Annotated in this window: 16 protein-coding genes and 1 tRNA gene; 9 read left to right on the top strand and 8 right to left on the bottom strand. The window is 57.1% G+C overall.

Annotated features, from left to right (window positions below; all coding sequences use genetic code 11):
- Positions 1-70 precede the first annotated feature (70 nt).
- Complete coding sequence (locus QE432_RS20845) at positions 71-907, top strand: UDP-2,3-diacylglucosamine diphosphatase (protein ID WP_025593573.1); 837 nt, start codon at positions 71-73, stop codon at positions 905-907.
- A 245-nt stretch (positions 908-1152) separates the two neighbouring features.
- Here the strand turns inward: QE432_RS20845 and dgcA are convergent, their stop codons facing one another.
- A complete protein-coding gene (gene dgcA / locus QE432_RS20840) occupies positions 1153-2136 on the bottom strand; it encodes an N-acetyl-D-Glu racemase DgcA (protein WP_306625505.1) in 984 nt (327 codons plus the stop codon).
- Between the two features lie 143 nt (positions 2137-2279).
- On the opposite strand from dgcA, the gene QE432_RS20835 reads away from it, so the two are divergent.
- The 5 genes from QE432_RS20835 to QE432_RS20815 all read left to right on the top strand — a co-directional run bounded on the left by QE432_RS20835 (position 2280) and on the right by QE432_RS20815 (position 7359).
- Positions 2280-3440, top strand: a complete 1161-nt coding sequence (locus tag QE432_RS20835; RefSeq protein WP_038491139.1) for an ABC transporter permease — start codon at positions 2280-2282, stop codon at positions 3438-3440.
- Positions 3441-3450: 10 nt separating this feature from the next.
- Complete coding sequence (locus QE432_RS20830; RefSeq protein WP_003515481.1) at positions 3451-4287, top strand: ABC transporter ATP-binding protein; 837 nt, start codon at positions 3451-3453, stop codon at positions 4285-4287.
- Between the two features lie 8 nt (positions 4288-4295).
- The gene (locus QE432_RS20825; protein WP_003515479.1) at positions 4296-5666 is read left to right on the top strand and encodes an MCE family protein; all 1371 of its coding nucleotides are present in this window, start codon (positions 4296-4298) and stop codon (positions 5664-5666) included.
- 15 nt (positions 5667-5681) lie between these two features.
- A complete protein-coding gene (locus tag QE432_RS20820) occupies positions 5682-6287 on the top strand; it encodes an ABC-type transport auxiliary lipoprotein family protein (protein WP_111796372.1) in 606 nt (201 codons plus the stop codon).
- Positions 6288-6390: 103 nt separating this feature from the next.
- A complete protein-coding gene (locus QE432_RS20815) occupies positions 6391-7359 on the top strand; it encodes an alpha/beta hydrolase family protein (protein WP_111796441.1) in 969 nt (322 codons plus the stop codon).
- Positions 7360-7383: 24 nt separating this feature from the next.
- On the opposite strand, the gene QE432_RS20810 is transcribed toward QE432_RS20815, so the two are convergent.
- On the bottom strand, positions 7384-7818 hold the full coding sequence (locus QE432_RS20810; protein WP_013636234.1) for a PACE efflux transporter: 435 nt from the start codon (positions 7816-7818) through the stop codon (positions 7384-7386).
- A gap of 641 nt (positions 7819-8459) precedes the next feature.
- Between QE432_RS20810 and QE432_RS20805 the strand changes: the two genes are divergently transcribed.
- Complete coding sequence (locus QE432_RS20805; protein WP_003515471.1) at positions 8460-8711, top strand: hypothetical protein; 252 nt, start codon at positions 8460-8462, stop codon at positions 8709-8711.
- A gap of 73 nt (positions 8712-8784) precedes the next feature.
- On the opposite strand, the gene QE432_RS20800 is transcribed toward QE432_RS20805, so the two are convergent.
- From QE432_RS20800 to QE432_RS20785, 4 genes are all read right to left on the bottom strand, one after another.
- Positions 8785-8973, bottom strand: a complete 189-nt coding sequence (locus QE432_RS20800; protein WP_003515469.1) for a hypothetical protein — start codon at positions 8971-8973, stop codon at positions 8785-8787.
- Positions 8974-9269: 296 nt separating this feature from the next.
- A complete protein-coding gene (locus tag QE432_RS20795) occupies positions 9270-9494 on the bottom strand; it encodes a hypothetical protein (RefSeq protein WP_003515467.1) in 225 nt (74 codons plus the stop codon).
- A 195-nt stretch (positions 9495-9689) separates the two neighbouring features.
- A complete protein-coding gene (locus QE432_RS20790) occupies positions 9690-9941 on the bottom strand; it encodes a hypothetical protein (protein ID WP_111796373.1) in 252 nt (83 codons plus the stop codon).
- A gap of 170 nt (positions 9942-10111) precedes the next feature.
- Positions 10112-10450 (bottom strand): hypothetical protein, encoded by a 339-nt coding sequence (locus tag QE432_RS20785; RefSeq protein WP_111796442.1) that lies wholly within the window; start codon positions 10448-10450, stop codon positions 10112-10114.
- 446 nt (positions 10451-10896) lie between these two features.
- Here QE432_RS20785 and QE432_RS20780 point away from each other — a divergent pair, with 446 nt between their 5' ends.
- Together QE432_RS20780 and QE432_RS20775 are read left to right on the top strand one after the other, a co-directional pair.
- On the top strand, positions 10897-11127 hold the full coding sequence (locus QE432_RS20780; protein ID WP_306625502.1) for a hypothetical protein: 231 nt from the start codon (positions 10897-10899) through the stop codon (positions 11125-11127).
- Positions 11102-11338, top strand: a complete 237-nt coding sequence (locus QE432_RS20775) for a hypothetical protein (RefSeq protein WP_306625500.1) — start codon at positions 11102-11104, stop codon at positions 11336-11338. Before QE432_RS20780 ends, QE432_RS20775 begins: the two co-directional genes overlap by 26 nt.
- Before the next feature lie 134 nt (positions 11339-11472).
- Here the strand turns inward: QE432_RS20775 and QE432_RS20770 are convergent.
- A tRNA-Lys gene (locus QE432_RS20770) sits at positions 11473-11548 on the bottom strand.
- A 155-nt stretch (positions 11549-11703) separates the two neighbouring features.
- Positions 11704-11958 (bottom strand): GlsB/YeaQ/YmgE family stress response membrane protein, encoded by a 255-nt coding sequence (locus QE432_RS20765; protein WP_003515453.1) that lies wholly within the window; start codon positions 11956-11958, stop codon positions 11704-11706.
- Positions 11959-12034 lie beyond the last annotated feature (76 nt).

The following is a 12034-nucleotide window of genomic DNA, read 5'->3' as shown; positions in this document are numbered from 1 at the left end:
GTCATGTTGCTGCAACACGAGTCTGGTTCTGAGAGGGAAGAAAGCCGCAGGGACGCAACCGAACAAGGGGATTAAATCCGTGGCCGGTCAAATTGAAACCAGACAGTTCAGAACGCTTTTCATTTCGGATGTCCATCTCGGTTCCAAGGCGGCCAAGACGGATTTTTTGCTCGACTTCCTGAAACATCACGAGGCCGATACGATCATCCTGGTCGGTGACATCATCGACGGCTGGCGCCTGCGCCGCAGCTGGTACTGGCCGCAGGGCTGCAACGACGTGGTGCAGAAGTTGTTGCGCAAGGCCCGCAAGGGAACACGCATCGTTTATATTCCCGGCAACCACGATGAATTTCTGCGCGAGTTTCCGGGCATGCATTTCGGCGGTATCGAAGTGGCCGAGCGCATGATCCACGAGGCGGCAGACGGCAAGAAATATCTCATCATCCATGGCGACGAGTTCGATGTGGTGGTGCGCAATGCCCGCCTGCTCGCCTATCTCGGTGACTGGGCCTATGACGCGGCGATTGCGATCAACATCGTCCTTGCTGCGGTGCGCCGCCGCATCGGCCTGCCTTACTGGTCGTTCTCGGCCTGGGCGAAATTGCAGGTCAAACACGCCGTCAACTTCATCGGCGAGTTCCAGCGCGTAGTGGCCGACGAGGCGCGCCGCAACAATGTGGATGGTGTGATCTGTGGCCATATCCACCACGCCGTGATGGAAGACATGGACGGCATCCGCTACATCAACACCGGCGACTGGGTGGAAAGCTGCACGGCGATTGCCGAAAATGCCGATGGCACTTTCGAGCTGATCACCTGGATGCAGACATCCGATGTCCCTTCGCAGACATCGGACGAGATGGAGCCGGTGGATATTCCAGGTCTGATTGGCAAGCACGCGGCCTGATTGGGGTTTGTTCAACAGGCAGGCCGATCCCTAAGCGCGGGATGGTTCAGCTCTCTGTCGTCATCCTTGGGCTTGTCCCAAGGATCTGCAACCGATTGATTTCGCGCGACGTGGATAGATCCTCGGGACAAGCCCGAGGATGACGTCGAGTGTGAGGCAAGGCTGGTCATACAGTTTACGTGATACTGCAAAGACTATTGCGATGTGCGGCGGAGTGCTTTCACACGAAACCCGAACGACGGCTCTTATCCCCACAACTCCGGCTGCGGCGGATAAACCAGCGAACCCTCGTAAACGAGGCCCGGCTGTCGGTCCTGCCTGAGAATCAGCGGGCCGTCGAGATCGGAGAAGGCGGCTCCCTGGGCGGCCAGAACGGCGGGGGCCATGCCGAGCGAGGTGCCGAGCATGCAGCCGACCATGATGATGAAGCCTAGCCGCTCCGCCTCTGCCTTCATGACAAGTGCTTCCGTGAGACCGCCAGTCTTGTCCAGCTTGATGTTGATCGCATCGTAACGGTCGCGCAGGTCGGCGAGGTCCTTGGTGGAATGCACGCTTTCATCGGCGCAGATGGGGACCGGGTGGTCGATGCGGGCCAGGATGGCGTCCTTGCCGGCGGGAAGCGGCTGTTCGATGAGCGCGATGTTCAGTTCCGCTGCGAGTTTCAGATAATATTCGATATTATCGTCGTTCCAGCCCTCATTGGCGTCGATGATGATGCGCGCGTCAGGTGCTGCGGTGCGCACGGCCCGCAGGCGCGCCTCGTCATCCGCCGTTCCTGTCTTGATCTTCAGCAGCGGGCGGCCAGCGTTTTCCGCCGTTTTCGCCGCCATGGTCTCGGGATCGGCAAGCGAGATAGTGTAGGCGGTAACGAGCGGTTTTGCCGCGTGTCCGAGACTATGTTTGGCAGCACTTTTGCCACTCGTCTTGGCTTCGAGGTCCCATAGTGCGCAATCCACTGCATTGCGGGCGGCGCCGAGTTTCATCACCTGCTGCAATTCATGCCGTGTCAGGCCGCCGGCAATCTGCTCAGCCATCGCTTCGATATCGGCGATAACGCCTTCGATGCTTTCGCCATAACGCGGGTAGGGCACACATTCACCTCTGCCGGTAAAGGAACCATCGCGGATGGTGCACGTTACGACATCCGCATGTGTGCGAGTGCCGCGTGAAATAGTGAAGCTGCCAGCAACGGCGAAACGTTCTGTTGTGGCTTGAAGGTAACGGGGCATGTTTTTTCACTTCCTGACAGGCGTTAAAAGACACATGACGCCAAATTTATCGCGAATTGTCGGCTGTCACTGTGGCTTGCCGAAGGCCAAACCGTTATGAAACCTTTAAGAATCTCGTGACGGCTGCACTCGCTCGGAGCATTATGCAAGAACAGGATATACGGCAACAGGCGAACCCGGCCGCAATCACCGAAGACGGCGCCGTCTCCGGCGGCGGCCAGCGGTATGCCTTGAGCGGTTCCTGGCGCAACAGCAATCTTTCCGGCATTTTTGCAAGCCTCGAAAACATCGAGAAAAGCGGCCCTGCCGGTCCGGTGGAGATCGATCTTTCCTCGGTGGAGGCAATCGACACGACCGGCGCCTGGGTCATCCGGCGATTGCGCGAAGATATGGAAGCGAAGGGCGTTACCGTCACGCTTACCGGAAACGAGCGAATCGAGGATCTGATCGGCCAATTGCCGGATAAAGCGGCGATGGAGGGCGAGCCTGCCGCCAAGGTGGGACTTGCCGAACGCTTCTTCTCGCCGATCGGCCAGGCTGTCGTCCAGAATGGTGCGGATTTCCTCGCGGGCATGTATATTCTGGGTTCTGCCGTGCGCGGCGCGCAGATGAAGCTCGGGCGCGGCCGTGGCGTCTCGCCGGCGGCCATTGTCAACCAGATCGACCATATGGGCGTGCGCGCCGTGCCGATCATCATGCTGATGTCGTTTTTGATCGGCGCCATCATCGCCCAGCAGGGCGCCTTCCAGCTGCGGTATTTCGGCGCGGAAGTTTTCGTCGTCGATCTCGTCGGCATTCTGCAATTGCGTGAAATCGGCGTGCTTCTGACCGCAATCATGATCGCCGGTCGCTCCGGCAGTGCGATCACGGCGGAAATCGGCTCGATGAAGATGCGCGAAGAAATCGACGCGCTGAAGGTGATCGGTCTCAACCCCGTTGGCGTGCTGGTGTTTCCGCGTCTCGTGGCGCTGACAATCGCACTGCCGCTTCTGACCATCCTTGCCAATTTCGCCGCACTTTTCGGCGCCGCCATCGTCACGCTTCTCTATTCCGGCATCACCTTCGAAGTGTTTCTGTCGCGTCTGCACGGCGCGGTCGAGGAATCGACAATCGCCGCCGGCATGATCAAGGCGCCGTTCATGGCGCTGATCATCGGCATCGTCGCGGCGGTTGAGGGTATGAAGGTCGGCGGTTCGGCGGAATCGCTCGGCAAACACGTCACGTCGTCGGTGGTCAAATCGATCTTCGTCGTCATTCTGGTGGATGGCCTTTTTGCCATCTTCTACGCAGCCATCGATTTTTAAGGAGGGCGCGTTGGAAACTTTGGACCAGAAGCCGCAAGAGACAAAAACTGCAAAGGACGGCCGTGAGACGGTTCTTTCCGTCGAGGGTGTGACTGTCGGTTTCAACGGCAGGAACGTGCTTGAGAATCTCGATCTGGATGTCTATCGCGGTGAAATCCTTGGCTTCATCGGCCCATCCGGCGCGGGTAAATCCGTCCTGATGCGTGCGATCTTGAGGCTTCTGCCACGCCAGGCGGGTGCAATCCGCATTCTCGGCACCGATTACGACAAGGCCAGCGAAGACGACCGCATGATGCTCGACCAGCGGCTCGGCGTGCTGTTCCAGCAGGGGGCGCTGTTTTCCGGCCTGACGGTGAAGGAAAACATCCAGCTGCCCATGCGGGAATATCTGGACCTGCCGAAAAAGCTGATGGACGAGCTTGCCTATCTCAAGATCGAGATGGTGGGCCTGAAGCCCGATGCGGGCGACAAATACCCGTCGGAGCTTTCCGGCGGCATGATCAAGCGTGCCGCGCTTGCGCGCGCGCTGTCGCTCGATCCCGACCTTGTCTTCCTCGATGAGCCGACATCCGGCCTCGATCCCATCGGGGCGGCGGAATTTGATATGCTGATCGCGCGCTTGCGCGATTCGCTCGGTTTGACCGTGTATATGGTGACGCACGACCTCGACAGCCTGTTCTCCGTCTGCGACCGCATTGCGGTGCTCGGGCAGAAGAAGGTGCTGGTGGAAGGGACCTTGCAGGACATGTTCGCCTGTGACGACCCCTGGGTGCAGTCCTATTTCCGTGGCAAACGGGCGCGCTCTGTCGTTCTTCCGGACGACAGACACGAAAATCCGGTGGAGTAACAAGAAGCATGGAAACCAAGGCGAACTACACCATAGTCGGAATTTTCACGCTGATCGTGATCGCCGCCGCATTCGGCTTCGTTTACTGGATGGCGGAATTCGGCCGGGGTGGACCGACGGCCCAGCTCGTGGTGCGTATTCCCGGATCGGCAAACGGCCTTTCCGTCGGCTCTCCGGTACGCTTCAACGGCATTCCTGTCGGCACGGTGCGCGGTCTTGCGATCGACCGTGACGATCCGGCCTATTCCATCGCCTTTACCGAAGTGCAGGCGGACGCGCCGGTTTTCCCGTCCACCCGCGCCGTGCTTGAAATTCAGGGCCTGACGGGCGCTGCCTATATCGAGCTCTCCGGCGGCAACAAGGATGGTGAGCGCATTCTGCAGAAATCCGTCGAAAGCGGCGTTCCCGCCGAGCTGACGGCCGATCTTTCCAGCGTCACCAACCTTCTTGCCACCGCCGACAAGATCCTGAAACGCGCCGATGGCGCCATCGGCGAATTGCAGGGCTTCGTGCAGGATGCCCGCGGGCCGCTGACGCAGACGGTGCGTAACGCCGAGAAATTCTCCGATGCGCTGGCCGCAAATTCCGATGGTATCAAGAGTTTCATCGCCAGCCTCAGTTCGCTTTCCACCACCGTTCAATCGGTCTCGGTGCGCCTGGACGGCACGCTGACTGCTGTCGAAGATCTGGTGAAGGCGGTGGATGCCGGCAAGATCGATTCCATCCTGTCTAATGTCGACAAGGTGACGAAGGACGTCGCTTCCGCTTCGAGCGATATTCAGGGCATCATGGAAACGGTGCAGAGCACGGCGCGCAACTTCGAGGCGGCGAGCACGGAAGTGCAGACGGTGGTGAAGCGCGCGGATGAGCTTTTGGCGTCGGTCGATCCCGCAAAGGTCAGCACCGTGGTGGGTGATGTTTCCGCAGCGACTGCCGATGCGCGTGATGCCGTGGCGAACTTCAAGCGAATTGCCGACGATGTCGGCGCGCGCCGGGCCGATATCGACCAGGCGGTCTCCGATTTCACCGACATGGGCCGCAAGCTGAACCTTGCCTCAAGCCGTGTCGATGGCATTCTTGCCAAGGTGGACGGGATGCTTGGAACCGACGATGCCAATTCGCTGTTTGCAAAGGCGCGCGAGACTTTGACCTCGTTCAAGGCCGTAGCCGACAATCTCAATGCCCGAATCGGGCCGATTGCAGACAATCTAACGCGCTTCTCCAGTTCGGGCCTGAAGGATTTCCAGGCGCTTATCGGCAGCACGCGGCAGACGGTCGACAATCTCAACAATGCGATCACCAATATCGACCGCGATCCGCAGCGGTTGATTTTCGGCGGCGAAACCGTGAAACAATATGACGGCAGAACAAGGCGCTAAAAGGGGTATGGGCCAATGACACGATTGATGAACGGCCATAAGCGCCGTGCCCTGCTTCTGGCTCCGCTGCTTGCGGTTGCGATGGCGGGCTGTGCGGGAACCCCATCGAACGATACGTTCGACCTTTCCGTCTCTTCGGCGACTGTGACGCAGGGGCCGTCGCTCAAAGGCCGGCAATTGCTGATCGCCGATCCGACGGCGCTGAAAGCGCTTGATAGCGAAAACATCGTGGTGCGCCTTTCCGGCTCGGAAGTGCAATATCTCGGCAATTCGCAATGGAGCGACCGCCTGCCGCGCATGGTGCAATCCAAGCTGGTGCAAGCATTCGAGGATACCGGCAAGCTCGGTGGCGTCGGCCGGCCGGGGCAGGGGCTGGCGATCGATTACCAGGTGGTCAGCGATATTCGCATCTTCGAAATCGATACGGCAAAAAACACCGCCGATATCGAGATTTCGGTGAAGCTCTTGAACGATCGCAACGGCACGGTAAAGGCGCAGGAAGTATTCCGCGCCAGCGCACGCGTCAGCGGTTCCGGAAATGCCAATTTCGTCAAAGCGCTGGATCAGGCTTTCGCCGCCGCCACCCGCGAAATCGTGGCCTGGACGCTGAAGTCGCTCTAAGTCCTGACGACGGTCATTTCCGCTACAAGAGATTGCTCTATGTTGCGGGTGAGGCCTGTTGGTGACGGCCTTGCATTCAATGTTTCCGATCCGCGGGTCCGTCATGCGATTTCTGGTGTTGCTTTGCCTTTCCCTTGTTTTCGCCATGTGCGGAACAGGCACCGTTCTGGCAGCCGGTCTTCGGTTGATCGAGATTCCCTCGGCAGGCGGCAAGCCTTCCATGAGGGCGGCGGTGTGGTCGCCCTGCGCGGCGACTCCGGTGGAGACCCGCATCGGCCCCTTCGCTCTGCAAGCGGTGCGTGATTGCCCTGTTGTCGATGGGCAATATCCGCTCGTCATCATCTCCCACGGTTTCGGCGGTACGTATTTCAGCCATCGGGATACCGCGGCGGCGCTGGCGGATGCCGGCTTCATCGTCGCGGCGATCAATCATCCCGGCGATAACGCCATCGACATGAAGCGGGCAGGCGATCTTTCCGCGCTGACCGAACGACCGGCCGATATCGTCCGTCTGCTCGACCATATGCTGGCGAACTGGAAAGATGCCCGTTTTATCGATGCCGGAAGGATCGGGGTGTTCGGATTTTCGCGCGGCGGTTATACGGCGCTGGTACTTGCCGGCGGCGTTCCGGATTTTCCAAATACCGGATTGCCGTGCCCTGATGGGCAGGCGGCAGTGTGTGCTCAGATGCTGGAAAGGTCTGCTTCGCCTGAGGACCGGGTCTACGATGCGCGAGTGAAGGCTGTGGTTGTTGCAGACCCCCTCAACGCCTTTCCAGGGCGGGCCGATCTGCGAGATATCAAAATCCCCGTTCAGCTCTGGAGTTCAGAGCGCGGCGGCGACGGTGTGGCGCCGGAGGATATTTTAGGGCTGCGCGACGACCTGCCGGCAAAACCGGACTATCAGACGGTGAAAGGGGCAGGGCATTTTTCGTTCATAACACCTTGCCCCGCCGAGATGGAAAAAGCCCTGGCCGAGATATGCGGCGATATTCCGGGGTTTGACCGGGCGGAGTTTCATCGTCGGCTGAACAGCGAAGTCATCCGCTTTTTCACGGCTTCGCTACGCTGACGCACACGCCGGTGCCGCCGTCGATCAGACGGCGTCCTGCGACTGCCATTCCGGCAGCGGGAAAAGCCGGTCGTAGCCCCAGTTGAAGACGAAGGCATAGACAACGTAGAACAGCGCAAACGAGATATCCATCACCAGCGCCTGGGCAAGGCTGATGCTGAGATACCAGGCGATGAAGGGCATCAGCACGATCAGCAGACCCAGTTCGAACAGCAGGGCATGGGCGACGCGGATAGCGGGCGTCTTCAGCGTCGTGCCTTTCAGGCGCTGCATGGCATGGTCGAAGCCGAGATTGTAAAGATAGTTCCAGGCGGTGGCGAGCGTGGCGCTGACCAGACCGACAATGCCGATATCTTCCATGGGCATGTGAAATACGAATGCACCCAGCGGCACGACCAGCAGAAGGCCGATGATTTCGAAGCTGAGAGCGTGGCGGATACGATCAGGCAGGGAACGCAATTTATTCTCCGGTATGTGACCGGGCCGTCCCGCATGCTGTCGCCATAATGGCCGAGGTCGTCCTCTCGCAAAGCCATATAGCGGTTTCGGGCAAAATTTCAAGCCTTGGGTCATGGTTGGGTTTGGGAGCGCTCTTCTCAGCGGGAGCGGGATGAGGCGGCGAGGCCGGAGTTATGCGGCGAGACTTCGCCTCCATCCGACTATTGGTGCCACCATCTCACCGGCGTGGAGACGAAGCACGCGGCGGCACCTTATCTTTTCAATTGTCCGCCGTTTCGCCGCTGCGGAACAAGACCGGTGTTTTTTCGTTATCGCTCATGGAAGGAGGCGTGCCATGCAGCATAATTCTCCAGATGGACGAACGATAAAGGCCGCCAACGCGGCACAGGCCACGACTTACAAGCCTAGCCTCATTTCCCTGAAGGGAAGTTATGTGGCGATGATATTCCGCAGGCCGCTTTGCCAAAATCCGCTGGATTTGCGGAAAAAATAAAGCGGCACGCCTGACCCATTGCCCCATGGCCGACCGATGACGACTGCCGCAATGACAGAGAGCTTTAGATGTCTCTAAAGTGTGATTTTCAATCCGGACCGTCTCCCCTTAGATTGGGAGATCGCCACGAAAGCGAAGGGAGAATGACATGAAATCAGTTCTCATTATCGCCGCTGTACTTGGTTTTTCCGCCAGTGCAGCGTTGGCGGAGTGCGCAGGTCATGAAAAGATCAACGCTTCCGTTCCTGCTGTCGACCGTGAATTCAAAACTGCAAGCATCGTTCCGCCGACGGATCCGGTGGACAAGCCCATCGTCATACTGAAAAAGACCGATCGCCTTCCGGCGGCAACGGTTGCGACGACTGGCGAACCCGAAGCCGCAATGCAACGCATGCAATAAGACAAGACAATGATCGTTTCATTCTGAAAATCCCGTGTGTGAGGTAATCCGCACGGGATTTGCTTTTTGCGATCTAGCTGTCGAGTTTTAGCGACAATTGCTTCGGGCCTTCATTCTTTTTCAGCACGTAGAGCGGCCGGGCGATGATTACTTCCGTTCGCCGCTGCAATTCCCGTCGTCTCTCGAGCGCGCGCTCGCGCATATCGCGGGAGCGGGCGACCACGGACAGGGCATTTTCTATGGTTGCGTCTGCTGCGTTCATCGCTGACCTCCATAATGTTCACTTTATGTTCTCATTATCGGTCGCTTATGTCAACACTGTGGCAGCGATAGTTAAAGGGCAGCTGAAATGCCCTGGAGATGGTCTGTGACGGGGACACTACGGGCTGCGTTGAGGGGGCAGGGCTTCGCGTGGAGCGTTTTCTCCCCAAGCGCTTGCGACGGAGCATCGAACGCCCTTGCGGGCGCGACGGGGGATACTCCGGCCTGCTCAATCAATTTTCGGGATGCTTTGGCAATCATGCCGGGTGCTGATCAGCTCCGGCGGGCGGGAGGCTGTCAGGACAGGGGGCGTTGATCGGGTACGGTGAGGCCTGGAAGCAGGTCACTCAGATGTTCACTGGCGAGCGCGACGATGGCAAGCGCGGCCTGCTGACGGTTCCAGCCAGCGTCTTCCGCTTTTTCGATCAGCCCTTGAATGGAGGGCTCCAGCGCGAACTGGCACTCGGCCTGATAGTCCATGGTATCGATAGAAAGCGATGGAGAATTAATTGCGGCCCGCATCGTTTGGTCTCCCTGTTTTCCGCCATGCACGTCGTTAAGCGACGCGCAAATCGGAAACATGCACATTCAGAGGCCTATGATATCGGGCAGGCCCGTATATCAATGGCAGCGAATCCCCCAGCAGGCGGGACGTTAACGGCAAGTCTCGATGGCTGTCAACGAACGTCCGGTAGCGACGGCGCTGTCTTACCTATTTCAGAGCCTTCCGTTCCGGAAAGGTTTTCGTCTCCAGACCAGCAATGCCATGACATAAAGCGCAAAAAGCACGAACCATGTGACGGGCAGCACCATGAAAAGCGCCGCATAGGCACAACTTCCCTCGAAACAGGAACCGAGAAATCCGGAATCGGCAAGCGTACCCGACAATAGAAACGCACATACGCCGCTTCCGACTGCGCCGAGGGCGAAAAGCAATATGTTGACCATCAATCTCATCACGCCAATCATAGGCATGATTAAGACCGCTTTGCGGAGCGGGTGGCATTGCCGCGCTGATATTTCGTCGTTTCAGTAGCTGTGTTGCAAAACCGGCGTTGCCGGAGCGGCTGATTTTTTTTGAAGGCCGCTTGTTGGTGCAGGCCCCGCCATGATCGGGCAGGGCCGTTATTGACGGATTCTTACTCGGTGATGGTATATTCGCCGAGTTCGCACAGGTTCTGCGTATCCTCGAGGTCTTCCAGCTCATCGCCCTGGAATTCGAAACGCATGTCGTATTTGCACACGCGGCGGCCATCGGCGATGGTGATCTCCATCGTTTCGCCCGGACCAAGCGCCTTCTTTCCGAAAACGTCGTCTTCCCAGTCATCGACGCCGACCGGCGAGGTGTAGAAGGCATTGAGAACGGAGTTCGTTCCGTTCTTCAGCGAAAAGACGAGGTCGTCCGCCTGCGCCGCACCCGCACCCGCAACCGTCAACGTAGCCGCGAAAAACACCGCCGTTACCCATTTTGATGTCATGATATCCCCCTTTTGCGCCATCGTTCTGGCTGGGCAATGCATACAACCAAACCAGTGGCTTGCAATGCAAACTGCGGGTTTTGGTTAAATTGCGAAGGGTTCGTTATGGGTAATTTTTCGAGATATCCAGTCTATTTTAAATATTACAAATATATATAAATAAATATTTCCAATTTTTTCCTTTATTTGTAATTTTATTTTTATGAAACCAATATATTATTTTTATATTCCGAAACTGTTTTTTTATTTTCAATTGTTTTGTCATTTATTTTGAGGTTTATTTTGATGTATTTATGATTTTTCTGTGTGTATCGTGGATTTTATTATTTTGTATATATCGATTGCTGAATCAGCGAAGAGTTTTTACTGACAAAAATATTTTTTCAAAAATGGCGTTAATTGGTGGATGGGCCAGGCTGATCGCTTTCCGACAGAGGATAATGGATTTGATCAAGCGCTCGTTTTTATTCTTCTGCGGCCTCAAGCTGCCGGGTATCGTGGCACTGGCCACCCTGTACGCGGGTTTTCTGACGCAGGCTTTGGGCCAGTCGCGGGTCTGCAACGATCCTGCTCCGGTCAGCAACCTCAAAGAAATGTTCGATGCGATATTACGCATGCTGGGTGCCGCCGGAAGACACGGAGGGGCTTGTCGTGACGCTTCAGTTCATTCTGCATAAGGATGGGCAGATAAGGGGCAAGGTGGTGGTCACAGCCGCGCGCCCGCAGGAAGACAGTCCAATACGGCAAGCCTTTATCGATTCCGCCATCGACGCGGTGAAGCGGGCAGCGCCTGTTCCTTTCACCGAGGAATTCGCAAGACGTATTGCCGGGCGGCCCTTGGGGCCACGTTTTATCGGGACAAAAATCATACCCGAAACGAAGTTGTAGGTTTTCTTGGGAGCTAGGTCCGCTGTCGCGGCCGCATGTTCAGGGGCGCCGAATGCGAACTATTTTTTCAGTGCCCGGCGCCGAAGGCGATGCTTTAACTTAGCACCGCAACGTCTTGTCATTTTTGAAGAATTTGGTGGGTGATGTAGGGCTCGAACCTACGACCCGCTGATTAAGAGTCAGCTGCTCTACCAACTGAGCTAATCACCCGACCGACACCGTGTGGCGGTGTGAGGGGGGCTATAAAGGGGAAGTTTCGGCTTGTCCAGCGCGGAAATGAAATTTCTTCGATTTTTGTGACGAAAAAATTTCAGTCGCGCTGGAAAAGGCTGGAAATCCGGGATTTTACGGATTTTTGTCTTTTGCTATCCTCGCCGGAAGGCTCTTCCGATAACGATGAGGATGCAGGCGCCGATGAAGCCGGCGATGAGATAACCGATCCATCCGGTCAAAACGATTCCGAATACCGAGAGAATGGCGTTGGCGACGATGGCGCCGACGATTCCAAGTAGGATGTTCATGAAAACACCCATATTGCTTTTCATGAATTGTTCGGCGAGCCACCCGGCGACACCACCGATGATGATAGCTGCGATCCAGCCAATACCAGCAGATTCCATGATTTCCTCCCATGATTGCTGCACTATTGAAGGTGATGATTCTCCGGGTGAAAAGCAAGGTAAACTCCCGAAAACC

Origin of the sequence: Agrobacterium sp. SORGH_AS_0745, assembly GCF_030818995.1 — a bacterium.
Lineage (GTDB): Bacteria > Pseudomonadota > Alphaproteobacteria > Rhizobiales > Rhizobiaceae > Agrobacterium > Agrobacterium tumefaciens.
This window is presented reverse-complemented; position numbering and strand designations above follow the sequence as displayed.

What these genes read in the sequence shown, in the direction of transcription:
- QE432_RS20795 (WP_003515467.1), bottom strand. Translation starts at nt 9,494, where the DNA reads ATGCGGGCCGCAATTAATTCTCCATCGCTTTCTATCGATACCATGGAC.
- QE432_RS20790 (WP_111796373.1), bottom strand. Translation starts at nt 9,941, where the DNA reads ATGATTGGCGTGATGAGATTGATGGTCAACATATTGCTTTTCGCCCTC.
- QE432_RS20785 (WP_111796442.1), bottom strand. Translation starts at nt 10,450, where the DNA reads ATGACATCAAAATGGGTAACGGCGGTGTTTTTCGCGGCTACGTTGACG.
- QE432_RS20815 (WP_111796441.1), top strand. Translation starts at nt 6,391, where the DNA reads ATGCGATTTCTGGTGTTGCTTTGCCTTTCCCTTGTTTTCGCCATGTGC.
- QE432_RS20835 (WP_038491139.1), top strand. Translation starts at nt 2,280, where the DNA reads ATGCAAGAACAGGATATACGGCAACAGGCGAACCCGGCCGCAATCACC.
- QE432_RS20825 (WP_003515479.1), top strand. Translation starts at nt 4,296, where the DNA reads ATGGAAACCAAGGCGAACTACACCATAGTCGGAATTTTCACGCTGATC.
- QE432_RS20805 (WP_003515471.1), top strand. Translation starts at nt 8,460, where the DNA reads ATGAAATCAGTTCTCATTATCGCCGCTGTACTTGGTTTTTCCGCCAGT.
- QE432_RS20765 (WP_003515453.1), bottom strand. Translation starts at nt 11,958, where the DNA reads ATGGAATCTGCTGGTATTGGCTGGATCGCAGCTATCATCATCGGTGGT.
- QE432_RS20800 (WP_003515469.1), bottom strand. Translation starts at nt 8,973, where the DNA reads ATGAACGCAGCAGACGCAACCATAGAAAATGCCCTGTCCGTGGTCGCC.
- dgcA (WP_306625505.1), bottom strand. Translation starts at nt 2,136, where the DNA reads ATGCCCCGTTACCTTCAAGCCACAACAGAACGTTTCGCCGTTGCTGGC.
- QE432_RS20820 (WP_111796372.1), top strand. Translation starts at nt 5,682, where the DNA reads ATGACACGATTGATGAACGGCCATAAGCGCCGTGCCCTGCTTCTGGCT.